Annotated in this window: 18 protein-coding genes; 8 read left to right on the top strand and 10 right to left on the bottom strand. The window is 55.7% G+C overall.

What is annotated here, in order from left to right; all coding sequences use genetic code 11:
- The first annotated feature begins 8 nt into the window (after positions 1 to 8).
- Together ACQZQY_RS16330 and ACQZQY_RS16325 are read left to right on the top strand one after the other, a co-directional pair.
- A complete protein-coding gene (locus tag ACQZQY_RS16330; protein ID WP_122095627.1) occupies positions 9 to 824 on the top strand; it encodes a carbohydrate ABC transporter permease in 816 nt (271 codons plus the stop codon).
- Between the two features lie 21 nt (positions 825 to 845).
- On the top strand, positions 846 to 1775 hold the full coding sequence (locus ACQZQY_RS16325; RefSeq protein WP_431296018.1) for a metallophosphoesterase: 930 nt from the start codon (positions 846 to 848) through the stop codon (positions 1773 to 1775).
- 79 nt (positions 1776 to 1854) lie between these two features.
- On the opposite strand, the gene ACQZQY_RS16320 is transcribed toward ACQZQY_RS16325, so the two are convergent.
- Positions 1855 to 2847: a 2-hydroxyacid dehydrogenase gene (locus tag ACQZQY_RS16320; protein WP_056770420.1), complete on the bottom strand. Its 993-nt coding sequence runs from the start codon at positions 2845 to 2847 to the stop codon at positions 1855 to 1857.
- A 236-nt stretch (positions 2848 to 3083) separates the two neighbouring features.
- Here ACQZQY_RS16320 and ACQZQY_RS16315 point away from each other — a divergent pair, with 236 nt between their 5' ends.
- From ACQZQY_RS16315 to ACQZQY_RS16305, 3 genes are read left to right on the top strand one after another with little or no spacing between them, the layout of a single operon-like run.
- Entirely contained in the window at positions 3084 to 5810 is a 2727-nt protein-coding gene (locus ACQZQY_RS16315; protein ID WP_431296017.1) for a YdbH family protein, read from the top strand.
- Positions 5807 to 6001, top strand: coding sequence for a YnbE family lipoprotein (locus ACQZQY_RS16310; RefSeq protein ID WP_122095252.1), 195 nt, complete (start codon positions 5807 to 5809; stop codon positions 5999 to 6001). The genes ACQZQY_RS16315 and ACQZQY_RS16310 overlap by 4 nt, the downstream gene beginning before the upstream one ends.
- An 8-nt stretch (positions 6002 to 6009) precedes the next feature.
- A complete protein-coding gene (locus tag ACQZQY_RS16305; protein WP_240993871.1) occupies positions 6010 to 6348 on the top strand; it encodes a YdbL family protein in 339 nt (112 codons plus the stop codon).
- Positions 6349 to 6486: 138 nt separating this feature from the next.
- Here ACQZQY_RS16305 and ACQZQY_RS16300 read toward each other — a convergent pair whose 3' ends face one another.
- Positions 6487 to 7104: an FMN-dependent NADH-azoreductase gene (locus ACQZQY_RS16300; RefSeq protein WP_056770427.1), complete on the bottom strand. Its 618-nt coding sequence runs from the start codon at positions 7102 to 7104 to the stop codon at positions 6487 to 6489.
- Between the two features lie 303 nt (positions 7105 to 7407).
- On the opposite strand from ACQZQY_RS16300, the gene hrpA reads away from it, so the two are divergent.
- Complete coding sequence (hrpA, locus tag ACQZQY_RS16295; protein WP_183847184.1) at positions 7408 to 11283, top strand: ATP-dependent RNA helicase HrpA; 3876 nt, start codon at positions 7408 to 7410, stop codon at positions 11281 to 11283.
- An 80-nt stretch (positions 11284 to 11363) separates the two neighbouring features.
- Here the strand turns inward: hrpA and ACQZQY_RS16290 are convergent, their stop codons facing one another.
- From ACQZQY_RS16290 to rstA, 5 genes are all read right to left on the bottom strand, one after another.
- A complete protein-coding gene (locus ACQZQY_RS16290) occupies positions 11364 to 12236 on the bottom strand; it encodes a trypsin-like serine peptidase (protein ID WP_217203631.1) in 873 nt (290 codons plus the stop codon).
- A gap of 345 nt (positions 12237 to 12581) precedes the next feature.
- On the bottom strand, positions 12582 to 13010 hold the full coding sequence (asr, locus tag ACQZQY_RS16285; RefSeq protein WP_056770436.1) for an acid resistance repetitive basic protein Asr: 429 nt from the start codon (positions 13008 to 13010) through the stop codon (positions 12582 to 12584).
- Between the two features lie 919 nt (positions 13011 to 13929).
- Positions 13930 to 15411, bottom strand: coding sequence for a carboxypeptidase M32 (locus ACQZQY_RS16280; protein ID WP_431296016.1), 1482 nt, complete (start codon positions 15409 to 15411; stop codon positions 13930 to 13932).
- A 2-nt stretch (positions 15412 to 15413) separates the two neighbouring features.
- Positions 15414 to 16739, bottom strand: a complete 1326-nt coding sequence (gene rstB / locus ACQZQY_RS16275; RefSeq protein WP_056770441.1) for a two-component system sensor histidine kinase RstB — start codon at positions 16737 to 16739, stop codon at positions 15414 to 15416.
- Positions 16736 to 17467 (bottom strand): two-component system response regulator RstA, encoded by a 732-nt coding sequence (gene rstA, locus ACQZQY_RS16270; RefSeq protein ID WP_056770445.1) that lies wholly within the window; start codon positions 17465 to 17467, stop codon positions 16736 to 16738. Before rstA ends, rstB begins: the two co-directional genes overlap by 4 nt.
- Before the next feature lie 316 nt (positions 17468 to 17783).
- Between rstA and ACQZQY_RS16265 the strand changes: the two genes are divergently transcribed.
- Positions 17784 to 18203, top strand: coding sequence for a hypothetical protein (locus ACQZQY_RS16265; RefSeq protein WP_056770448.1), 420 nt, complete (start codon positions 17784 to 17786; stop codon positions 18201 to 18203).
- An 88-nt stretch (positions 18204 to 18291) separates the two neighbouring features.
- Here the strand turns inward: ACQZQY_RS16265 and ACQZQY_RS16260 are convergent, their stop codons facing one another.
- The 3 genes from ACQZQY_RS16260 to ACQZQY_RS16250 are packed head-to-tail and all read right to left on the bottom strand — an operon-like array spanning position 18292 to position 22052.
- Entirely contained in the window at positions 18292 to 19527 is a 1236-nt protein-coding gene (locus ACQZQY_RS16260) for a cytochrome c (protein ID WP_056770450.1), read from the bottom strand.
- Complete coding sequence (locus ACQZQY_RS16255; RefSeq protein WP_056770453.1) at positions 19524 to 21287, bottom strand: GMC family oxidoreductase; 1764 nt, start codon at positions 21285 to 21287, stop codon at positions 19524 to 19526. Before ACQZQY_RS16255 ends, ACQZQY_RS16260 begins: the two co-directional genes overlap by 4 nt.
- Before the next feature lie 15 nt (positions 21288 to 21302).
- The gene (locus ACQZQY_RS16250; RefSeq protein ID WP_431296015.1) at positions 21303 to 22052 is read right to left on the bottom strand and encodes a gluconate 2-dehydrogenase subunit 3 family protein; all 750 of its coding nucleotides are present in this window, start codon (positions 22050 to 22052) and stop codon (positions 21303 to 21305) included.
- Between the two features lie 364 nt (positions 22053 to 22416).
- Here ACQZQY_RS16250 and ACQZQY_RS16245 point away from each other — a divergent pair, with 364 nt between their 5' ends.
- Positions 22417 to 23931 (top strand): YchO/YchP family invasin, encoded by a 1515-nt coding sequence (locus ACQZQY_RS16245; RefSeq protein WP_431296014.1) that lies wholly within the window; start codon positions 22417 to 22419, stop codon positions 23929 to 23931.
- Positions 23932 to 23983 lie beyond the last annotated feature (52 nt).

Raw genomic sequence — 23983 nt, 5'->3', positions numbered from 1 at the left:
CTGATGCATTGCGTCACACCGCGTTCGGCCAGTACGGCCTGAATCTGATCACCTGGCTGGCGGCCTTACTGTGGTTTTTGCCGATTCTGGTGGCTATCTGGGTCGCGCTTCATCCCGCGTCCGAGCAGGGCAGTTTCTCGCTGTTTGCGCCGCTGACGTTGCAGAATTTTATCAACGCCTGGCATGCTGCGCCGTTTGCCCGCTACTTTCTCAATACCACGTTGCTGGTACTGATGATTGTGGTCTGCCAGATGGTGCTGGCCACGCTGGCGGCCTATGCGCTGGTGCGGTTCAAAATGAAAGGCGGCGGCCTTATTTTTGCGCTGATTTTATTGCAGCTGATGATAAGCCCCGACGTTCTGATCCTGAATAACTATAAAACCATCAGCGCGCTGGGATTGCGCGACAGCCTGCTGGGGATTGCCTTACCGTATTTCGCCTCGGCGTTTGCCATTTTCATGCTGCGTCAGACCTTCAAAAGCATTCCGCTGGTGCTGGAAGAGGCGGCGATTGTGGAAGGCGCCAGCCGGTTTTACATTCTGCGCAAAATCTACATTCCGCTGGCGAAGCCGATTTATGTGGCGTTTGCGCTGGTGTCGATAAGCTTTCACTGGAACGACTTCCTCTGGCCGCTGGTCATCACGGATTCGGTGAAGGTCCGGCCAATCACCGTGGGCTTGCAGCTTTTCTCCGCGCCGGAACAGGGCGTGCAGTGGGCGCTGATCAGCGCCGCGACGCTGATGACCGTGCTGCCGCTGCTGGTGTTGTTCCTGGTGTTTCAACGTCAGTTTGTTCAATCCTTTATGCGGGCGGGCATCCGTTAATTCGCCCGACAGGAGTTTCTTATGACCGATATTCTCACTTCTCCGTCGTTGTCCCCGGAGCAGGAACAGGCGCTGGGTAAGGTCAGCGCGCTCTATCAGACACCGAAGATGCATGATGCCAGCGTCTCCGGTCAGCGCCTGCGTTTCGGGCTGATTGCCGACCCGCAATATGCCGACGCCGTGACAGAAAAGGATCGTTATTACCGCAACAGCCTGAATAAACTGGCCACCGCGATCACTGAGCTCAATGATCTGAAGCTGGATTTCGTGGTCACGCTGGGCGATCTGGTCGATCGCGACTGGTGCAGTTTCGAACCTGTGCTGAACACCTACGCCGCGCTGCGCCATCCGCATGCGGCGCTGATCGGCAACCATGATGCGCAGGTGATTTCACAACATCTGGGCGCGCAGACACCGGCGCTCGGCTTGCCGAAAAGCTACTACGCGTTCACGTTGCCGGGTTACCGCTTTCTGGTGACCGATGGCAACGACGTCAGTCTGTACTGCAATCACGCCAACGGCGACGATCATCAGCTGGCAGAATTTATGCTCGATGAACTGACCGAATGCCAGCAATCGCAGGCGCAGCCGTGGAACGGTGCGGTAGGGCGCAAACAGCTGGCGTGGATCGAAGAACACCTGAAACAGGCGAAAGCGCAGGGCGAAACGGTGCTGGTGTTCGGGCATTACCCGCTGACGCCGGTGAACAGCCATAATCTGTGGAATTGTGAAACGCTGGTGGAACTGTTGTGCCGCTATCAGGTGCGCGCCTTCTTTGCCGGGCACGATCATCGCGGGGGTTACGACCGGATCGAAAACACCGACTTTATCACCCTGAAAGGCATGGTTGATGGTGAAAACCGTTTGCCGTTTGCCAGTGTCACGCTGGAAGGTGATGTCCTGACGATCACCGGCTACGGGCCTGAAGTCAGCCGGGTGCTGAGTTTTTAAGGGCAGGTTCTGCCGGATGCCCCAAAAAAAAGGCTCACCGCAGTGAGCCTGATTTCGTACAAACCGTTTCGCGCCGCAGTTACGCCGTCAGCAGATTTGGACAGGCCACGCCTTTCCCCAGCTGATCAATATTCATCAGCGTGGTTTCTGAAATGCTGGTCAGCGCGTCACTGGTCAGGAATGCCTGATGTCCGGTGAACAGCACGTTGTGGCAGGAAGAGAGGCGGCGGAAGACGTCGTCGAGAATGACTTCGTTTGAGTTGTCCTCGAAGAACAGATCGCGTTCGTTTTCGTACACGTCCATCCCCAGTGCGCCGATTTTTTGCTTTTTCAGCGCATCAATGGCAGCGGTGGCATCAAGCAGTGCGCCACGGCTGGTATTGACGATCATCACGCCATCTTTCATTTTGGCGAAAGATTGCGCATTCAGCAGATGGTGGTTTTCCGGCGTCAGCGGGCAGTGCAGGGAAATCACGTCAGACTCGGCGTACAGGGTGTCCAGATCGACATATTCTGCGCCAAGTTCCAGCGCCAGCGGGCTCGGGAACGGATCGTAGGCCAGAATGCGCATACCGAACCCTTTCAGGATCCGCATGGTCGCCACGCCGATTTTACCGGTGCCGATGATCCCGGCGGTACGCTGATACATGTTAAAACCGATCAGACCTTCCAGTGAGAAGTTGGCTTCACGGGTGCGCTGATAGGCGCGGTGAATGTGACGGTTGAGACACAGCATCATGCCGACCGCATGCTCGGCGACGGCTTCCGGGGAGTAGGCCGGAACGCGCACAACGTCAATGCCCAGCTCCCGGGCGGCGTCCAGATCGACATTGTTAAAGCCCGCACAGCGAAGCGCCAGCGTTTTCACCCCAAGGGTCGCCAGCTCCTGTAACACATCACGCGATCCGTCATCATTGACGAAAATGCACACGGCATCTGCGCCGATAGCGGTTTTCGCCGTTTGCGGGGTCAGCAGAAAATCGAAGAACTCAAGTTCATAGCCATAATGCTGATTCACCAGTTCCAGATATTTCCGGTCATAATTTTTAGTACTGTAGACAGCCACTTTCATGGTGTTTCTCCGCAGTGAGTTTGAATCTGTGGCGATGTTGTTTCCTTATGTTTTCTAAGGAATAAAACGTTTTGGAAACAATTCGCGCAATACGACCAAAGTAACAGAGCGCGGGATGGCAGACAATTTTTCCTGTGCTATTCAGCCTCAGGGTACTGGTTTTTCAACCATCAGTTGTTACGCTAATTATGTTATCTTGCGGGCAGTTACACATTTAGCGAAGAACAAGGCAAGTCATGCGGAACGGACTTAAGAAAAGCGTACAGGTGATCCTGAGTATAGTGGTGATTCTTGTCCTGCTTATTTGGGTGTTATGGAAAACCGTGCCGCGCTGGCTGCCGCCTCTCGCCAGCCACTGGTTGCCTGCGGGAACACAGCTGTCGCTGAACGGTTCCCCGCACTGGTCGGGCGGCAGCCTGCAACTGCCGGGGCTGCGCTATGCCGCCGGTGATTGCGTGCTTGCCAGCGCAAAAGATGCGCGCCTGAGCAAAAAGACCGGGCGCTGGGCGCTGGATCTGGACACCCTCACCGTTGACACCGCCTGCCTGACGAAGCTGCCCGCCAGTGACGGCCAGTCCACCCTATCGCTGGCCGACATCCAGAGTGTGATTCCCGCAGGGCGGGTCAATATTGCGCATTTCTCTGTCACGCCGTGGCAGCGCTATGCCGGGAAATTACAGCTCGATAATACCGGCGGCGTGCAGCACCTTTCCTTTAACGGCGAATCGCTGACGCTGGATGCAATCCTCGACGGCAACCGTACACTGGCGATCCACACCTTCAGCCTGACACCGCCGGGCAGCGATCAGCCCATCACCCTGAGCGGAAAACTGCTGCTTCCCGCCACCTTCGACAGGCTGCCTGAATCCGGTGAACTGCATGCGGAAATGCGCACCGCGCAGGTGCCCAATCCGCTGGATATTCAGCTGAGCTGGCAGGCCACCGAAGGCGTACTGACGCTGACCGAAAAAGGCAGTGAGTCGCCACTGGCGAGATTACCGTGGAAGCTCAATGACAAAGAGCTGAACATCACTCAGGGACAATGGCGCTGGCCGTACGCCCTGCAACCGCTGGCGGGCGGCATCAACCTGACGCTCAGCGACTGGACGCAGACCTTTGATCAAACCAACATTACCGCGCGCCTGAACGTGCTGACTCAGGGTCACAATGGTAAAGCCAACGTGGTGCTGACGATGGGGCCGGGCCGTATCGGGCTGCTCGACAGCAATCTTGATTTCCGGCTGACCGGGCAGGCGAATTTGCAGGCGACCTCGCTGAGCGCGTCACTGCCTGGCGTGCTCAGCGGCTCGGTGCTCAACCCGACGCTGTTATTGCGCAGCGGTTCCCTGTTACGGGCCTGGGGTAAACCTGTGCCTGAACTGACCATTACCGATGCCCGCTGGCCGCTGGCCGGTGTGAAAGTCTCTGCGCAAGGCGTCAGCGGCCCCTTACAGGCGATCCTCAAAGCGCAGCACAGCTACTGGGGCAAGTTTGATTTGCATCTGAACGGAAAATCGCAGGCGTTCTGGCCGGATGCCGGGCAGTGGGATTTCAATTACTGGGGCAACGGGCATCTGCCGCCGCTCAGCGGCCGCTGGGATATGTCCGGAAAAGGCCAGTGGCATGACAACGTGATCCGCATAAACAGCCTGTCGACCGGTTTTGCCCGGCTGCATTACGGCATTGTGGATGTGGATGCGCCGCGCCTGACGCTGGAACAGCCGTTTGTCTGGCAACGTCCGGTGCCTGAACGTTTCAGGAAACAGTATCCGGATCAACCTACGGTGTTTAAAGGCGACATCCGGCTGGTGGCGAAGAAAATCGCCTTTACCAACGGCGGTTATCTGCCGCCTGCAACCCTGACGCTGCAACTCAGCGGCGATACCCCCTCGCACTTTACCCTGCGCGGATCGCTTGACGCCAAACCGATCGGCCCGATCCGCCTGTCCGGGCGCTGGGACGGTGAGCGTCTGCGCGGAGAAGGCTGGTGGCCGAAACAACAGCTCACGGCGTTTCAGACGCTGCTGACACCGGATCTCGACATCAAATTACGTGAAGGATCTTTCTACGCGCAGTCGGCATTTTCCGCCGCGCGCGGTCAGGGTTTCATTGCGGGCGGTCACTGGGTGGTGAAAAACGGCGGCATGTGGCTGAAAGACGGTGACCTGAGCGGGCTGGATTTCAGCCTGCCGTATCGCCTGCAGGATGCGGTCTGGCAGCTGGGCGTCAAACAGCCGGTGATGCTGCGCATCGGCGAAATTAACAACCTGATCACGATGAATAATATTACGGCGGATTTGCAGGGCCATTATCCGTGGAGTGAAGACAAACCGCTGACGCTCTCCAATCTCGGTGTGGACGCGCTGCGCGGGCACCTGAGTTTGTCGGCGCTGCGTATGCCGCAACACGATGCGGCCGTGCTCAAACTGGAAAAAATCAGTCTCAGTGAATTATTCACCGCCCTGAAACCCAAACAGCTGGCGATGTCGGGAATGATTTACGGCGAGTTACCGCTGTATGTGGACAATCCAAAATGGATTATTCACAACGGCTGGATAAAAAATGATGGCGGCCTGACCCTGCGTCTCGATCAGCAATTTGCCGATGCGATGGCCAGCGGCAACTTCGCCAATGGTATGGTGATTGGCCTGCTGCGATATATGGAAATCAGCCGGTCAGAGGCGCAGGTCAGCCTCGATAATCTCGGTGAAATGACGATGGCCGCAAAAATCGACGGCGTGAATTATACCGACACGACGCACGGCGGTGAAAAAGAGAAACGGGAAGTCGTGCTCAATTACACCCATCAGGAAAATATCTATCAGCTGTGGCGCAGTTTGCGCTTTGGCGACAATCTTCAGGAATGGCTGCAACAGCAGGTTTCCTTACCCGCGAATGCGCTGTCGAAAAGCCCCGCAGACGCCGGGCAGAAAAAGGATCAATCAGTGAGGAAGGTACAATGAAACAGCGACTTGTCGGCCCGTGCGTGGTGCTGGGCGTTATGATGCTCAGCGGCTGCGTTCCCCGCATCGAACTGGCTGCGCCAAAAGAGCCGATCACCATCAATATGAACGTCAAGATTGAGCATGAGATCCACATCAAAGTGGATAAAGACGTCGAAAATCTGCTTAAAAACCAGAACGATCTGTTTTAGGAGCCGATATGCCCAGGGCATTTATCAAAAGATTCAGCCTTATGCTGCTGACCAGCGGATTACTGCTGTGCAGTCAGGCCTTCGCGTTAACACTCAGCGAAGCGAAACAGCAAGGTCTGGTGGGGGAAACGCTTTCCGGCTATCTGGCGCCGGTCAGAGAAGATCAGGAAAGTATCGCCTTCGCGACGCGCATCAACGACGCCCGCAAACAGCAGTATCAGCAAGTTGCGCAGGATAATCAGGTCACCACCGACGATGTCGCCAAACTGGCCGGGCAAAAACTGGTTGCCAGAGCCGGAAAGGGCGAATGGGTGCGCGGCATTAACGGGAAGTGGTTGCAGAAGTAAAAACAGACGTATTTATTCATGGGGCAGGGAAATAAAAAAGCGCGCTATTAAGCGCGCAAGAGGGTTTTCACAACAACATCAGAGCGGGTTTTCAGACACAGATTTTAAAGAGAGTAGCCCGCGCCCTGATTGTGAAAATTAAGCAGCAGCCAGTTCTTTGATCGCGGCGTCGATGGCGGCTTTCGCATCAGTCTGCGCTTTGGTCGCCACTTCAGGACCGTATGCGATGCCTTCCGCGTAAACGAATTCTACGTCGCTCATGCCCAGGAAGCCCAGGAACAGAGACAGGTAAGGGGCAACCAGGTCGCTCGGGGTGTCTTTATGGATGCCACCACGGCTGGTCAGAACGATAACGCGTTTGCCTTTCACCAGGCCTTCAGGGCCTTTCTCGGTGTATTTGAACGTCACGCCCGCACGCGCTACCAGGTCGAAATAGGTTTTAAGCTGTGTAGGAATGTTGAAGTTGTACATAGGTGCAGCGATAACGATCACGTCGTGCGCCTGCAGTTCGTCGATCAGGGTGTTGGACAGCGCCAGTGCTTCTTCCTGACGTGGTGACAGCGGAGCATCGGAAGGACGCAGCGCGCCAACCAGTTCACCGTCGAGTACCGGGATCGGGTCCGCAGCCAGGTCACGTACTGTCACGGTAGAACCGCTGTTCGCAGCCTGATACTGTGCAACAAGATAATCAGCCAGTTGGTTTGACTGAGAGAAGTTAGCCAGAATGCTTGATTTCAGGACGAGTACTTTGCTCATTAGAGAGTTCCTTAACTGTGTGATACATAGGGTGCAGGTTTTTATAACCAGAACGTACCCGGAATGGAACTTACTTTATTCAGAAAGCTTATGCAGTGATAGCGCAATATTTAGAGATCTATCATCAGTTTTTTTGAATAAATCAGAAACCGAACATTCCTCGCCCGATTTTCAGCATGTTCAACACCTTGTGCTAACATAGCGCCAGGCAGGTAAGGCGTGGCCCTTCCTCATCACCCATTCAGATTCAGTTGACGGCATCTCTGATCCCCGTCAGCAGACATGTAACAAGGAATTCCGAACGTGAAATCACCGCTCGCGGCACTATCAGCGCAGTTAGACGGGCTGATGCTACGTGACCGGCAACGCCTGCAACGTCGTTTGCAGGGTGCCAACAAGATCAACAAGCCTGAAGCCCTCGAGGCATTAAGTGCTGAAATCCAAAACGCGATCACTGAGAGCCTGAAAAAAGTCAGCTCCCGCGAAGCATCACGACCAAAAATCAGCTATCCGCAAAATTTGCCGGTCAGTCAGAAGAAAGACGATATCTTTAACGCCATTCGCGACCATCAGGTGGTGATCGTTGCCGGGGAAACCGGTTCCGGTAAAACCACGCAGATCCCAAAAATCTGCATGGAGCTTGGTCGCGGGATAAAAGGCGTGATCGGCCACACCCAGCCGCGACGTCTGGCGGCGCGTACGGTGGCGAACCGTATTGCCGATGAGCTGGACACCACGCTTGGCAACACGGTCGGCTATAAAGTCCGCTTTACCGATCAGGTCGGTGACAACACGCTGGTCAAACTGATGACTGACGGTATTCTGCTGGCCGAAATCCAGCAGGATCGCATGCTGATGCAATACGACACGCTGATCATCGATGAAGCGCATGAGCGCAGCCTGAACATCGATTTCATTCTCGGTTATCTGCGTCAGTTGTTGCCCAAACGCCCGGATCTGAAAGTCATCATTACCTCGGCCACCATCGATCCGCAGCGCTTCTCACGCCATTTTAATAACGCGCCGATCATTGAAGTGTCAGGCCGTACCTATCCGGTTGACGTGCGTTACCGGCCGATTGTCGATGACGCTGACGATGTGGACCGCGATCAGCTGCAGGCGATTTTCGACGCCGTCGATGAGCTTGGCCGCGAAAGCATGGGCGACATCCTGATTTTCATGAGCGGTGAGCGTGAAATCCGTGATACCGCGGATGCGCTGAACCGGCTGGATTTACCGCACACCGAGATTTTGCCGCTGTATGCGCGGCTGTCGAACAGCGAGCAGAACCGCGTATTCCAGTCGCACACGGGCCGGCGCATCGTGCTGGCAACCAACGTCGCCGAAACCTCGCTGACCGTGCCCGGCATCAAGTATGTGATTGACCCCGGCACTGCGCGTATCAGCCGCTACAGTTTCCGCACCAAAGTGCAGCGACTGCCGATTGAACCCGTCTCTCAGGCCTCCGCCAACCAGCGTAAAGGCCGCTGTGGCCGTGTCTCGGAAGGGATTTGTATCCGTCTCTATTCTGAGATGGATTTCCTGTCGCGCCCTGAATTTACCGACCCCGAAATTCTGCGCACCAATCTGGCGTCCGTTATTTTACAAATGACCTCGCTCGGGCTGGGCGATATCGCCGCATTCCCGTTCGTCGAAGCGCCGGATAAGCGCAATATTCAGGACGGCGTGCGTCTGCTGGAAGAGCTGAACGCCATCAATAATGCCGTCGATGGCCGTTACACCCTGACCCCGCTTGGTCGTCAGTTGGCGCAGTTGCCGGTGGATCCGCGTCTGGCGCGCATGGTGCTGGAAGCGCAGAAAAATGGCTGCGTGCGCGAAGTGATGATCATCACCTCGGCGCTGTCGATTCAGGATCCGCGTGAGCGCCCGATGGACAAACAGCAGGCGTCCGATGAGAAACATCGCCGCTTTGCTGATAAAGACTCTGATTTCCAGGCGTTCGTCAATTTGTGGGATCACCTGAAAGTGCAGCAAAAAGAGCTGACCTCGGCGCAGTTCCGTAAGCTGTGCCGCAGCGATTTCCTGAACTATTTGCGCGTACGCGAGTGGCAGGATATCTACACCCAGCTGCGTCAGGTGGTGAAAGAGCTCGGGCTGCCGGTGAACAGCGAACCGGCTGAGTATCGCGAAATCCACTGCTCGCTGCTGACCGGTTTGCTGTCGCATATCGGCCAGAAAGATGTGGATAAACAAGAGTATACCGGTGCGCGCAACGCCAGATTTGCGGTGTTCCCTGGCTCCGGTTTATTCAAGAAGCCGCCAAAATGGGTGATGGTCGCCGAACTGGTGGAAACCAGCCGCCTGTGGGGGCGCATTGCTGCACGTATCGAACCGGAATGGATCGAACCGCTGGCGAAGCATCTGGCGAAGAGCAGTTACAGCGAACCGCACTGGGAGAAAGCCCAGGGCGCGGTGATGGCGACGGAGAAAGTGACGCTGTACGGCCTGCCGATTGTGGCGGCGCGCAGCGTCAATTACGGCACCATCGATCCCGTGGTGTCGCGCGAACTGTTTATCCGCCATGCCCTGGTGGAAGGCGACTGGCAGACACGCCACGCGTTCTTCCGCGCCAACCTGCGTCTGCGTTCTGAGGTCGAAGAGCTGGAACACAAATCCCGCCGCCGCGATATTCTGGTGGATGAAGAGACGTTGTTCCTGTTCTACGAGCAGCGTATTGGCATGGAAGTGGTTTCAGGCCGGCATTTTGATACCTGGTGGAAAACACAGCCGCAGGACAGCCTCAACTTCGAAAAAAGCATGCTGATCAAAGAGGGCGCAGGCAATATCAGCGCCCATGATTACCCGAACTTCTGGCATCAGGGCAACATCAAACTGCGCGTCACTTATCAGTTTGAGCCGGGCACCGATGCCGACGGGGTCACGGTGCATATCCCGCTGCCGCTGCTTAATCAGGTCAGCGAACAGGGCTTTGACTGGCAGATCCCCGGCATTCGCCGGGAGCTTATCATGGCACTGATCAAGTCATTACCGAAGCCGTTACGCCGTAACTTTGTTCCCGCGCCAAACTACGCGGATGCCCTCATGGGGCGCATCAAACCTTTTGAAATGCCGCTGCTGGATGCGATGGAAAAAGAGCTGCGTAAGATGAGCGGAGTGACGTTGTCACGTGAAGACTGGCAACTGGATCAAGTGCCCGATCATCTTAAGATGACGTTCCGCATTGTTGATGACAAAAACAAAACACTGCGTGAAAGCAAAGACCTGACGGCGCTGAAAGCCGGCCTGAAAGAGCAGGTGCAGCAGACACTTTCCGCCGTCGCCGACGACGGTATCGAACAGCGTGACTTGCATGTCTGGAGTTTTGGCACGCTGCCCGAGCGTTACGAACAGAAGCGCGGCGGGTATGAGGTGAAAGCCTACCCCGCGATTGTTGATGAAAAAGACAGTATCGCCATCCGATTATTCGACAGCGAACTGGAACAGCAACAGGCAATGTGGGGCGGAATGCGCCGCCTGCTGCTGCTGAATATCCCTTCACCCATCAAATATCTGCACGATAAGTTGCCGAATAAAGCCAAGCTGGGGCTGTATTTCAACCCGTACGGCAAAGTGCTGGATCTGATCGACGACTGCATTTCCTGCGGCATCGACAAACTGATCGCTGAGTCCGGCGGGCTGGTGTGGCGCGAAGAGGATTTCGCCAAATTACACGAGCACGTTCGCGCTAACCTGAATGAAGCCGTGGTGCAGATTGCCATTCAGGTCGAGCAGATCCTGACGACGGTTTTCAACATTAATAAACGGCTGAAAGGACGTATTGATATCAGCCTGGCGCTGGCGCTTTCAGATATCAAAGCGCAAATGTCCGGCCTGATTTACCGTGGTTTCGTGACGCAAAACGGCTGGAAACGTCTGCCGGATACCCTGCGTTATCTCAATGCTATTGAGCGCCGGATGGACAAACTGGCGATGGATCCGCACCGTGACCGGGCGCAGATGCTGAAAGTCGAGAGTATTGAGAAACAGTGGCAGCAGTGGCTGAATAAGTTGCCGCCGGTGCGCCAGCAGAGTGAAGACGTGAAGGAAGTGCGCTGGATGATAGAAGAACTGCGCGTCAGCTATTTTGCGCAGCAACTCGGCACACCGTATCCGATCTCAGATAAAAGGATTTTGCAGACCATGGAGCAGCTGGTGTAATTCATTTTCGTGTGCAATAAAAAGCCGCCGGTTGTCTGTTGAACAACCGGCGGCTTTTTTATTTCCGCAGAGCGTCTGGCTTAAGGCGCTGGCGTTGTGCTCGCGCTGATCACGCCGGAAGAGAGCGTGCTCAGGGCATCGCGGATGGCGGGAACGGCCAGTGCGCGGTTATCGGCCAGATAGCGGTCCTGCGCGGCGGGCGCCGAGCTTTGGATCGCCACCAGTGACCAGCCGTCGGCATTTTTTATCAATAACGGCGAACCGCTGTCACCCGGAAGCGTGTCACAGCGGTGCGACAACACGCCTGGCTGCGCCCATCCGGTGACCTGACAATCCTGATGGACGTACAAATCATCCAGATGATCTTCCGGATACCCTGCCTGCGTCACTTTCCGGCCTTCCTGTTTAAGCAGGGCGGTCAGATCGTCGCGCGATCCACTCCATAACGGCAGGGGCTTGATCGGCAACGCCAGCTTCTCGTCAGTCAGGCGGATCAACGCAAAATCAAAAGGTGCCGCTTTCGGTGGCACAATCCAGCCTTCGCCATCGGCTTTGAGTTTCTTACCCAGTTTAGGATCCACCAGCGTTTGCAAAGCGGTGATCTGATAACGCCATTTCTGATTATGGGAAATAAAACGCAGGGCGACGACTTTATCGATGTTGCCCGGAGGCGCGAGAACGCAATGGCCGGCGGTCAACACCAGGTGTTTTGAAATCAGGGTCGCGGTACATAAATTACCGCTGGCGGTTTCTATCTGTCCGATAGCCTGCCAGGGCCAGTGCGACGAGGCAGCCACAGGCTGGCGCTGGTCATGACCAAAGAACAGGGCGGTTTTTTCTTTAACAGAGATAGCAGGTGCGTCATCGTCTGCATCATCCGGGGAGTCTGCATGGACAAGGGAACTGGCGGTAAAACAGAAAAAGCACAAAAACAGCGGTAACGCGATGCGCATAACATTCTGACCTTGAAAACAGGGAGAACCCAAGAACCCGTTATTATTGAACGATTATAGACGGTTATCATTGATGGTGGCTATTTTTGTATGATAATTCAATCTTTTGAGCAGATAACGAGCGTCATCTTCGCGGGTATAAACACTTCAGAAGTAGAAGAACAAGGTGATCAGACCGCAGAGGATCAGAGAGCACAGGGTGATTTCGAACAGGTAGCGGCGCAGCATCTTCCATCAGTACCTCAAGATAGAAACCGGAGAAAAAAACACCCGGCGAACCGGGTGTTAACTCTTCAGTCTTGATAATGGTGAGTGGATACGCTCACAAAGACTTCTTAGTACATCTTATGCAGCTGGTGTTGCTTTTGCAGCAGGAGCCGCTTTCTTAGCATGTTTTACGTGTTTTTTAGCAGCCTGCGCTTTCTGAGCAACCGGCGCTGCTTTTTTAGCGTGTTTCACGTGTTTTTTAGCAGCCTGCGCTTTCTGAGCAACTGGCGCTGCTTTCTTAGCGTGTTTCACGTGTTTTTTAGCGGCCTGCGCTTTCTGAGCCACTGGTGCTGCTTTCTTAGCGTGTTTTTTGTGTTTTTTAGCAGCCTGCGCTTTCTGGGCTACTTTCTTGTGAGTTTTGTGTTTAGCAACGTGCTTGGTAGCAGGTGCCGGAGCTGCTGTTGTAGTTGAAGCAGCAGGTGCAGGCGTTGCTGTAGTTTCAGCAGCAAAAGCGACAGAAGACAGACCCATTGCAGCGGCAACAACCAGAGCTAATACTTTTTTCATCTTTAATTCCTCAGAATTTTTGTTTAAGTGTCCACCCCACTGCGGGGCCGGTGAAAGAATAATAGGCGTAAGGGATCATGTTGTCCGTGAGTGATTGGTATCGGCGTGTAACGGAATGTACAGAGGGGCTGATTAATAAAATCAATGAGTTAGTAGGGGTGGCGGTGGGGGTTTTAGGTTAAGGTCAAGTTCAAGGTCGTGGGCGTCGGCCCACACCGACTTGGGGGGCGGCATATCGCCGCCGCCCCCCAAGACCCCCGGGCTCTTTAACTGCGCTCTCGCAGGCAGGCTATGTTTCAGACACTCCTCAACTTTAAGTTCAACTTCAAGGTCGTGGGCGCCGGCCCACACCGGGTTAAGGGGCGTAAACGCGCCCCTTAACAATCCTGCGTTTTTTTAACTGCGCGCTGTCGCTCGCGGGCTATGTTTCAGAAACTCCGGCTATTGCCGCAAACGCCGCCGCTTCGCGGTACTCTCATTTCAGGTTCGAACCCGCTCGGAAAAAACTCGCGGTTTCTCACCGTTCATTCGACGTCGTTTTGAGCGCGGCCAAAGGCTATGTAAAACGAAGGTTTTTCTCCTCCCCCTGCGATGTGGGAAGAGAAAATCAGAACCAAACACATTTCCTTTGATTTTGAAATGCCAGTGGCCGCGCTCAAAAATCACGCTGGAGGGAGTGGTGGAAAACCGCGCGTCTGTTTGCGCGGGTTGTAACCCGAGCGGAGGGCACCGCGCAGCGGCGGGATTTTGCGGCAATAGCCGGAGCCGCTGGAATATAGCCCGCGAGCGGCAGCGCGCAGTGAAAGAGCCCGGGGGGTCTTGGGGGGCGGCGGCGATATGCCGCCCCCCAAGTCGGTGTGGGCCGACGCCCACGACCTTGAACTTGAAGTTGAAGTTAAAGTGGACCCCCACCCAATACTTACAGGTATCTGCTCTCCAGATGCGCCCGGAAGAATGCCGGATTCAGGGTTTCGCCGGTGGCATTGGTCATCAGCTGGTCAGTGGTAAAACGGCTGCCGTGCTGCCAGATATTTTGCTGCAACCACTGGAACAGCGCCGTCAGGTCGCCGCGTGCGATGTCAGCCTGCAAGGTCGGAATGGCGGTGTTGGCGGTCTGGAACAGTTGCGCGGCGTACATTGCGCCCAGCGTGTACGTCGGGAAGTAGCCGAAACCGCCGTCGGTCCAGTGGATGTCCTGCATACAGCCGTCGCGGTAATTGCCGACGGTATCGATGCCCAGATATTCCTTCATCTTGCTGTTCCACAAGGCTGGAATATCATCGACTTCAATGTCGCCTTCCATCAGCGCTTTTTCGATCTCGTAGCGCAGGATGACGTGTGCCGGATAGCTCAGTTCGTCCGCATCCACACGGATAAAGCCTGGCTGGACGCGCTGGTTCAGCGTGATGAAGTTGCGTTCATCCAGACCCGGACGCTCGCCGAACTGCTCAATAACCAGCGGATACACGGATTTCAGGAACGGTTCGCTGCAACCGAGTTGCATTTCAAACAACAGGCTTTGGGATTCGTGAACGCCCATCGAACGCGCATTGGATACCGGCTGGCCGAGCCACTCTTTTGGCAAGTTTTGCTCATAACGCGCATGACCGGTTTCATGGATCACGCCCATCATGGCACTGAGGAACTCGTCCTGGTTATAGCGCGTGGTGATGCGCACATCCTGAGGCACGCCGCCGCAGAACGGGTGGGCGCTGACGTCAAGACGACCGGCGTCGAAATTAAAACCGAGACGATCCATCACTTTCAGGCCGAGCTGGCGCTGTTTCTCGATATCAAACGGCCCCTGCGGTGTGATACGGCTTTCTGATTTCTGTTTTTCCACCACGGTCTGCAACAGATCCGGCAGCCATGTTTTCAGATCACCAAACAGGGTATCGAGCTTTTGCGATGTCATGCCCGGTTCGTATAAATCGAGCAGGGCGTCATAGCGGCTGATCCCGGCGGCTTCGGCACGGAACTGCGCTTCCTGACGGCTCAGTTTCACCACTTCTTTCAGGTTTTCAGAGAAACCTTCCCAGTCGTTGGATTTACGCTGAATGCGCCATGCCTGCTCGCAGCGGGCACCGGCCAGTGATTTTGCCTGCACCAGGCTTTCCGGCAGCAGGGCCGCCTGCTGATACTGGCGACGCATTTCGCGCAGGTTAGCCTGCTCAACGTCATTGAGTTGCTCGCCACCCGCCTGTTCCAGCCATTCACCGACCTGCTTTGCGGTCAGGATCTGATGTGACAGAACGCTCAGTTCCGCCAGCGCTTCTGAACGTGCCTGCCCGCCCTGGGGCGGCATCATGGCCGCGGCATCCCAACCGGCAATCGCAGATAAATGGCCGAAACGGGATAAACGGGCGAAGGTGTCGTGCAATTTTTTATACGCGATGGTCATTATTAGCTCCCTTCATGGTATTGGTCTGGTTGTTCGACAACCAGATTGAAAGTGGGTTTTACCGGCCAGCTGAAACGCATACTGGCACCGCCGAGCGTGCTGCTGTCGACGGCGACGCGCCCCTGATACGCGACGGCAATGGAGTGCACAATTGCCAGCCCCAGCCCGCAGCCGCCGGTGGCGCGATCGCGGCTCGGATCCAGGCGGACAAAGGGTTCGAATACGCGCAGGCGTTCTTCCGGCGGTATGCCGGGGCCGTCATCTTCAACTTGCAGACAGGCCGTTTCGCCATCGAGCCACAGGCTGATGCGGATCATTTTCTGCGAGTAGCGCAAACCGTTGTTAACCAGGTTATCCAGCACGCGCTCCATCAGACGTAAATCCACGCCGCCGAAATCGATGTTTTGCGGCGCCTCAAAAGCCACTGTCCTCTGCGCGTTGATCAGGCGGAAATCATCCACTTTGTCTTCCAGCCAGTCAGCCAGATTCACTTTTTCCAGATGCAGCGCGACCTGCGGGCGGTCGAGGCGGGCGTAAGTCAGCAGTTCATCAATCAGCGCTTCGAGCTGGCCGATGTCCCGGTTGATGGCGTTTTGTTCCGACTCTGGCAGGTTTTCGCTGATCGCCAGACGGTAGCGCAGGCGCACCAGCGGGGTACGCAGTTCGTGGGCGATGCCGTCGATCAGCTGTTTTTTACTGGCGATCAACGTGCTGATGTTATCCGCCATCTGGTTGAACGCCACGCCAACGCGGGTCAGGCTGGAGGCTGAATCAAAATTCACCCGTTCATCCAGGTGGCCGTTGCCGAGGCGCAGCGCCGAGTTCTCCAGACGCAGTAAATCCTGCCAGTGCGGGCGCATCCACAGGAAAACCGGCAACGCCAGCGACAGACCAATGATCATCAGCAGCGCAAGATCGAGCAGCCGCATTTCGTGCATGTAAAACAGATAGGGGATCGGGCCGACCACCAGAACGTAATGGCTGCGGGGAACACGCTGGATGAAGGTATATTCATCGTCGAGTGCGATGATTTCGCCTTCTTTTAACCGTTTGTCCAGTTCGGGGCTGAGTTTACGTTTACCGAGCGGCTCGATATGCAATTTGAAAGACAGGTTAAGATCCAGCGTATTGATGGTCTTGTTCCAGTCTTTAATGGGGATTTCCCTGAGTTCGCTGCGCATCAGGTACAGCGAGCTTTTCATCAGGTCATTCATGGACTGACGGCCTGTGCGTTCGGCGGTGACTTTGTACACCAGGCCGACCAGCATCGCCATGACCATAAAGCAGACCAGCAGTAACAGAAAGAACTGGACGAAAAGCTTTCTCATTCCTGAAGAGACTCCCAGGCGTTCGGGGCAAACAGATAGCCTTTATTGCGCACCGTTTTAATGCGGAAAGGTTCAAGCGTGTTGTCGTACAGTTTGCGGCGAAGGCGGGAAATCGCCACGTCGATGCTGCGATCCAGCCCGTCATAGCTGACGCCGCGCAGATTTTTCAGCAAGGCTTCGCGATCCATAATGCGTCCGGCGTGCGTCGCCAGTTCCCACAACAGATCGAAATCAGAGGTCGAGAGCACGATGGTTTCATCCACCAGCGTGACCTGACGGTTCACCGGATCGATACACAGCTGGCCGAAGTGCAGGGCGTTACCGCTGGTCAGCGTCTGAACCGGCTGTTCGCTTTGCGAGGACGGCGACGGATTCTGTCGCAGATGCAGACGCAGACGCGCCAGCAACACCGCAGGCGGTGTGGTTTTCAGGATGTAATCACTCGCGCCCATTTCCAGCGATAAAATATGATTCATGTCGCTGTCCAGTGACGTCAGCAACACGATCGGGCCGGGAAAGACCGGGCGCAAATCACGGCATAACGTCATGCCATCTTTGCCGGGAAGCATGATGTCGAGCAGGACCAGATCGGGTTTTTCTTTCTCAATTCTTGCCTGCGCCGTATCGCCGCGGGGTTCAACCAGCACGTCGATATCATGTTTGCCCAGATAGGCGGCAATCAGGTTGCCGACTTCAGCATCATCTTCTACAAAAACGATTTTATTCATTAGGTTGCTGCTGTTAAAAATCCGGTGATTAGCATAGCGTGAGCGCGCGTCCGACGCTATGGGCGGCAATGACTCTTGCGGCACGCATTCCACAATTCAGGCGATTCTGTCGACTAAGTCTGAATTTTCAGTCTCCGCACTTTCGGCCTGCTACAGTCACTGTGTGAAAGCGCCTGAACTGACTGGAAAAGTGTCGGTGAACTATGCCATTATACAGGTGAATAATCGTGTCTATATGCATTGATTTGCTCTATATCGCCGAGTACGCCTTCAGACGTTCAATTGAACAGGCCCTGACCAGGAAGAGGAAGAGGGGATGAATGAAAACCGCCTGGTACCCGATGCGCGCAGTCAAAAAGCGTCCTTTGACTACATGGAATATTTGTCCGCATCCTGTAAAAAGAAATGGAGTTTCGTTGACGCCATTTATGGTGTGATGCCGTTCTTTGGCATGGTGTTAAAATCCCGTTCTCAAAAAGATAACTCGAAGCAAGAATCCTTGCGGGCGCTGGCGTTGCAGGTCGTTTCTACCCAGGTCAGCGACGAGACGAATATTGTCCGTCTGATTGAACTGGCGGAGCAGCAGGGCATGTACAACATCGATATTAATTTACCGTATTCCCTGACAGACGATCAGCTCACGGCAATTAAGGTTGAGTGCAAACATCTGGTACAGCTCAGCCAGAATAACGATCATCTGTTTGTACAAATTATGCAGATGCCGCCGCAGCACTGATTTCACAGTTTGTAACAGTTCAGTGACGACGACATGACAAAAAAGAAAGGCCGCGAGTGCGGCCTTTGTCATTTTCAGTACAGCACGTTTATTTCTTCAGCGTTTCCCGCACATCTTTCACGTCTGACGCTGCCACTGGCGCAGCCGCATTGCCCCAGCTGTTACGGATGTAGGTCAGCACGTTCGCCACGTCCGCATCGCTCATGTTTGCGTCAAACGACGGCATTGACGGCGCGGTAGGTTTGCTGTCCGTCGCCACCGGCCTGCTGCCCGCCAGCACAACGTGGATAAGCGAGGTGGCATTGGTCTGGTTGATCAGCGCAGAATCCGCCAGACGCGGGAACAGACCTTCCTGGCCTTTACCGTCCGGCGTATGGCACGCAGAACAGCGGTCGGCATAGATGTGTTTCCCGGCGACCATCGCGCTGTCATCGGCTTTCACCGGCGCCGGTGCGTTATTCCCGCTGTCATGACCGCTGTCTTTGAGATAAACCGCCACGGCTTTCAGATCCGCATCCGTCCAGTGCTGCGACGAATTTGTCACCTCTTCCGCCATCGGCCCGGAGGCGATATCGAAACGGTTTACACCGGTTTTCAGATATTGCATCAGGTCTTCCTGCGTCCAGTTGCCCACGCCGGTGTGCTTGTTGGTGGTGATGTCCGGCGCGACCCAGTTTTCAACCACGGCGCCTTGCAGGAATTCACTGTCCTTGTCACCGCCAATCATGTTTTTCGGCGTATGGCAGGTGCCGCAGTGGCCTAAACCTTCAACAATGTATGCCCCGCGATTCCATTCTGCGGATTTATCCATCTGCGGCCTGAATTCGCCTTTGTTGAAGTTCAGCCAGTTCCAGCCCATCAGGCTGGTGCGCACGTTGAACGGGAACGGCAGCTGGTTGGTTTCAACCTCGTGATGCACCGGTTGCAGGGTTTGCAGATAAGCCCAGATGGCGGCGTTATCTTCACGGGTCACTTTGGTGTAAGCGGTAAACGGCATCGCGCCGTACAGGCGTTTACCACCGTGGCCGATCCCTTCAGACATCGCGCGCTGGAAGTCGTCGAAGCTCCATTTACCGATGCCGGTTTCCGGATCCGGCGTGATGTTTGCGCCCACTAAACGGCCAAACGGCGTTTCGATCGGCACGCCACCAGCGAAGGGTTTCGCATCAGGCGTGGAAGCGGTATGGCAGGCGGCGCAGTCGCCGACCGTCGCCAGGTAGCGCCCGCGTTCCACCTGCTCGAACGATCCGTCACCGGCGGCATGCGCCAGCCCTGAAACGCTCAGTGCCAGTAAACCGAGTGAGAAGGAGGTTAACTTTTTCATGCAATCATCTCTCCCGGCTTTTTCAGATAGAAATTACGGATCGCGTGAGCCGCTTTGAACGCCAGCGCGCCGACGGTGCCGGTCGGGTTGTAACCCGGATTCTGCGGGAAGGCAGAGGCGCCGACCACGAACAGGTTTGGCACATCCCAGACCTGCAGGTGTTTGTTCACCGAACTGGTGGACGGATCCGCACCCATCACAAAACCGCCGACAACGTGGGAAGACTGATACGGCGTGCCGTTCCAGTGGCCTTTCATCGGGTTTGCCACCAGCTGGCGCGGATTCATCGCTTTGGCGATTTCCGCCACTTTACCGGTGCAATACGCCGCCATTTTCAGATCGTTTTCCGGGAAGTCGAACGTCACACGCAGCAACGGACGGCCAAGGCGATCTTTGTAGTTCGGATCAAGCGACAGATAGTTGGTTTTGGTGGTGTAGCTGCTGGCCTCACAACCGATCGACATTGAGCTGAGGTAGTTGGCGACGGTCGCCTTTTTCCACTCGCTGCCCCATTTCGGCGTTCCCGGCGGAACCGGGCGATAACCGATGGGGGCGCCACCGATTGGCGTGACGCGGATGCTGCCGCCACCGAAGAAACCCAGCCCGCTGTGGTCGAAGTTATCGTTGTTGAAGTCGTCAATACCCATGCCGACCGCGCCTGCGCCGATGAACGGGTTAAAGTTTTTATCGTCGAAGAACAGCTGCACGCCGTTGGCGGTCTGATAGGCGTAATTACGGCCCGTGGTGCCGCTCAGGCTTACCGGATCGTAAGGCTTGCCGATGCCGGAAAGCAGCATCAGCCGGACGTTTTCGAAGGTAAACGCGCTGACAATCACCAGATCGGCGGGTTGTTCCCACTCGTCGCCGGAGGAATCAATGTAGATAACGCCGGTGGCACGTTTGCCGGTGGAGTCGGTCAGGACCTGCATCACTTCGCAGTTGGTGCGCGCTTCGAAATTCTCTTTGCGGATCAGCGCCGGTAAAACGGTCGTGATCGCGCTGGCTTTCGAGTAGTTCGCGCAGCCGTAGTTGGTGCAGAAACCGCAGTATGTGCATGGCCCCATTTTCACGCCGAGCGGGTTGGTGTAAGGCTCGGAAATCAGTGAGGAGGGCACCGGGAAGGCTTTATAACCCATGTTGCGCGCGGCTTCGGCGAACAGTGTCGGGCCATAAGGCTGATCCATCGGGCGGGTCGGGTACTCAATTGAGCGCATCCCTTCATACGGGTTACCGCCGTCATGATGTTCGCCTTTCACGTTGCTGGCTTTACCGGAAACCCCGGCCAGACGTTCGAAAGAGGCGTAATGCGGCTCCATCTCATCCCAGTCGGTGCCCCAGTCCTGCAACACCAGCTCTTCCGGGATGGCGTTTGCACCGTAACGTTCGGTGAGGTGGCTTTTCAGGCGGAATTCATCCGGCTGGAAGCGGAAAGTGATCCCCGCCCAGTGGTTGCCTGCGCCGCCGGTGCCGTTCCCCGGATGGAATGAACCCCATTCGCGCATCGGTAAGGCGGTTTGCGCCGGGTTGTTGCGGATGGTGATGGTGTTCTGGCGCGTGCGTAACATCAGTTCCTGACGGGAGTTGTAACGCAGTTCGTCGGTCACTGTCGCCACGTTAAAATCGCGTGCGGTATCGCGCCACGGGCCGCGTTCAATCGCCACCACGTTCAGACCTTCGTCGCACAATTCATTGGCGATGATGGAACCGGCCCAGCCGAGTCCGATCACCACCACGTCAGTTTTGGGTAATTTCTTTGCCATAATAGTGTTCTGCCCTTAGCTCTTCATTTTCCACGCGTCGCCGCCTGAAATGCTCAGCGGTTCCAGATCGAGTTTCTGGTTATGTTTGCCGACATATTCACGGTAGTCATAACGTGCGCCGGGGAAGCCCAGCATTTTCCACGACACCATGTTGCGGTTGCCGCCATAAATCGGGTCGGCAAAGAATCCTTCCATGGTGTTTTTCAGCACAATGGCGAAGAACAGTTTGGAATCGATCCCATCGAGAGCGATTTTTCCGCTTTCCAGACCAGACAAAATCTGGTCCTGCTGGTCGCCGGGCAGATCTTTAAACAACTTCTGATGCTGTGACTGGGTCAGTTTGTTCAGCGCGGCCAGACCGAGGCGGTAGCGCTGCTGCGGAACCAGCGGTGACTGATCGCCTTGTTCCGGCGTGCCTTCCTGGAAAGGGCCTTCCATATAAAGACGGGCATAGGTGCCGTAGAAACCGGCCATCTGGCGATCGATAAACACGGTACAACCGGCGTCTTTTCCACCCACGCTCAGATCGTCGGCGGGTACCAGACGGTCAACAATGGCTTCCAGGGTGGCGGCTTCGGCATCGGTGAAAAACACCCAGCCGTCGGTTTCAATCTGTGGAGGCGGGCTGGCGTCGAAGGGGCTCCACACGGGCGTACCTTTGAGCGTCACCGCATTGGCGGCTTTGGCGGCGCCCAGCACTGCGGAGGCGGCCGTGAACGAGAGAATTTGCCGACGGGTTACCCCGGGCAAGGTTTTTTTGCTCATTTATGTTCCCTGTTTGTTATTGAAAATCGCTACAGAGGGCGGTCAGGCGTGCTATCAGCAACGCGCTGCAAAAGCAGTCGGGTGGCGTTGTGATAATCGTTAACATGCTAAGGATAAGTGATAAATCCGGGTAAGGATAAATAGAATGAATGTTAAAAATGTTATGAAATGTGTGTGAATGGTTTTCTATGTTGTAATTTTAGACGATTAATTGACGAATGTTTACATTTTAACCGTTAAGTTCATGGGGATAATCCGTCGCGGTCATCAGGACGGGAAGTCTGATGTGGCGTTTCGTGGCCTGAGGGTTGAAATATGCTGCCTGTCAGCTAAGATCACCTCTCACTGGCAAAATGTGCAAGGCATGACAAACGTCACAGATTTTTTTTCATATTTATTGAAGCGTTCGGGACCTTCCTGTCTTTCCGTGCTTATCGCCGGGGCAGGGAGTTTTTATGCTGTCGGCGCCTTTGCGCTGACGGCAGACCCGGCTGAAAGCAATTCCGCCGCCCTTAACCTCAGTTACGATCTTTCCGGCTTCCTTCCCGCCAGTGACCAGCAGTCAGCCTTCAATACCGGCGGCGGCGCTCAGCCTGCGGCCTTGCCGAGCCTGGGCAGCCAGTACATCAAAAGTGCTTCCGGCCCGACCGCAACCGAAAAGCAACTGGCGACGACCCTCAAAGAGCTTGGCACCACCACGGCAGACAGCGACGATCCGTTGCGCCTGCAGGCAGAAAATCTGGCGCTGGGTCAGGCGGCGAAGCTGGTGCAGAAAGAAACCAACAGTTTGCTGTCACCGCTTGGCACCGTCAGCACCACGCTGGATATGACCGGGCATAATCTTGACGGCAGCTCCGGGCAGCTTTTCAGCCCGTTGTACAATACCGATAATAATCTGGTGTACAGCCAGATCGGTTTGCAGAGTGCGAGCGATGCCACGGTCGGGAATTTCGGCGTCGGACAGCGCATCAACACCGGCGCATGGATGCTGGGTTACAACGCGTTCATCGATAACGATTTCGATCATCAGCTCACGCGCGGCAGTCTGGGGGCGGAAGCCTGGTCAGACTATCTGCGTCTCTCCACCAACTATTATCACCCGATCTCCTCGTATAAAGCGGACAGCCGCACCTCCGCCCAGCAGCGTCGGCAGGCGCGCGGGTACGACATCACCACCAAAGGGTATTTGCCGTTTTATCGCCAGCTTGGGGCATCACTCAGTTATGAGCAGTATTTCGGTAATCAGGTGGATTTGTTCGGAAACGGCACGCGACAGAGCAATCCGTCGGCGGTGTCATTCGGGCTGAATTACACGCCGGTGCCGCTGGTGACCGTAATGGCCGAGCATCAGGCCGGACAGGATGGCGATAATCAGGATCTGGTGAAACTGACGCTCAACTATCGTCTCGGCGTTCCGCTGGATCAGCAGTTGTCGGCGCGCAATGTGGCGGCAGCGAACTCGCTGCGCGGCAGCCGGATGGCGATGGTCGATCGTAATAATATGCCGGTGATGGAGTTTAAGCAGCGCAAAACCCTGTCGGTCTTCCTCGCCACGCCGCCGTGGACGTTGCAGCCGGGGGAAACGGTTCCGCTGAAACTGCAATTACGCGCACTGAATTCTGTCGTGGCGCTGAGCTGGCAGGGCGATACCCAGGCGCTGAGCCTGACGCCGCCCGCCAATAACCGCAACGCCGAAGGCTGGAGTGTGATTGTGCCGCCGTGGGATGAGTCGCCGGGTGCGAGTAACAGCTATCGCTTATCCGTTACGGTGGAAGACAGTCAATCGCAGAAGGTGACCTCGAACTGGATCACGCTGACCGTCGCGCCGCCGCTGGCCGCACAACCGCAATACGGTAACGACGCCGGTCTGAATTTTTGATCTGAGGATCTGAGAGAAGGTGCGTTAACCTCCCCGGTGATGAAGGGGAGGT

Source organism: Rahnella sp. PAMC25559, assembly GCF_050632365.1.
In the GTDB taxonomy this organism is placed as follows: domain Bacteria; phylum Pseudomonadota; class Gammaproteobacteria; order Enterobacterales; family Enterobacteriaceae; genus Rahnella; species Rahnella rivi.
The sequence above is the reverse complement of the archived record's forward strand: the minus strand, read 5'-3'. Positions and strand labels throughout refer to the sequence as shown.

Coding starts and splice junctions, on each gene's coding strand:
- ACQZQY_RS16305 (WP_240993871.1), top strand. CDS start 6,010: ATGCCCAGGGCATTTATCAAAAGATTCAGCCTTATGCTGCTGACCAGC.
- rstA (WP_056770445.1), bottom strand. CDS start 17,467: ATGAATAAAATCGTTTTTGTAGAAGATGATGCTGAAGTCGGCAACCTG.
- ACQZQY_RS16315 (WP_431296017.1), top strand. CDS start 3,084: ATGCGGAACGGACTTAAGAAAAGCGTACAGGTGATCCTGAGTATAGTG.
- ACQZQY_RS16260 (WP_056770450.1), bottom strand. CDS start 19,527: ATGAAAAAGTTAACCTCCTTCTCACTCGGTTTACTGGCACTGAGCGTT.
- ACQZQY_RS16320 (WP_056770420.1), bottom strand. CDS start 2,847: ATGAAAGTGGCTGTCTACAGTACTAAAAATTATGACCGGAAATATCTG.
- ACQZQY_RS16245 (WP_431296014.1), top strand. CDS start 22,417: ATGACAAACGTCACAGATTTTTTTTCATATTTATTGAAGCGTTCGGGA.
- ACQZQY_RS16290 (WP_217203631.1), bottom strand. CDS start 12,236: ATGCGCATCGCGTTACCGCTGTTTTTGTGCTTTTTCTGTTTTACCGCC.
- asr (WP_056770436.1), bottom strand. CDS start 13,010: ATGAAAAAAGTATTAGCTCTGGTTGTTGCCGCTGCAATGGGTCTGTCT.
- ACQZQY_RS16250 (WP_431296015.1), bottom strand. CDS start 22,052: ATGAGCAAAAAAACCTTGCCCGGGGTAACCCGTCGGCAAATTCTCTCG.
- ACQZQY_RS16280 (WP_431296016.1), bottom strand. CDS start 15,411: ATGACCATCGCGTATAAAAAATTGCACGACACCTTCGCCCGTTTATCC.
- ACQZQY_RS16255 (WP_056770453.1), bottom strand. CDS start 21,287: ATGGCAAAGAAATTACCCAAAACTGACGTGGTGGTGATCGGACTCGGC.
- ACQZQY_RS16265 (WP_056770448.1), top strand. CDS start 17,784: ATGAATGAAAACCGCCTGGTACCCGATGCGCGCAGTCAAAAAGCGTCC.
- rstB (WP_056770441.1), bottom strand. CDS start 16,739: ATGAGAAAGCTTTTCGTCCAGTTCTTTCTGTTACTGCTGGTCTGCTTT.
- ACQZQY_RS16310 (WP_122095252.1), top strand. CDS start 5,807: ATGAAACAGCGACTTGTCGGCCCGTGCGTGGTGCTGGGCGTTATGATG.
- ACQZQY_RS16300 (WP_056770427.1), bottom strand. CDS start 7,104: ATGAGCAAAGTACTCGTCCTGAAATCAAGCATTCTGGCTAACTTCTCT.
- ACQZQY_RS16325 (WP_431296018.1), top strand. CDS start 846: ATGACCGATATTCTCACTTCTCCGTCGTTGTCCCCGGAGCAGGAACAG.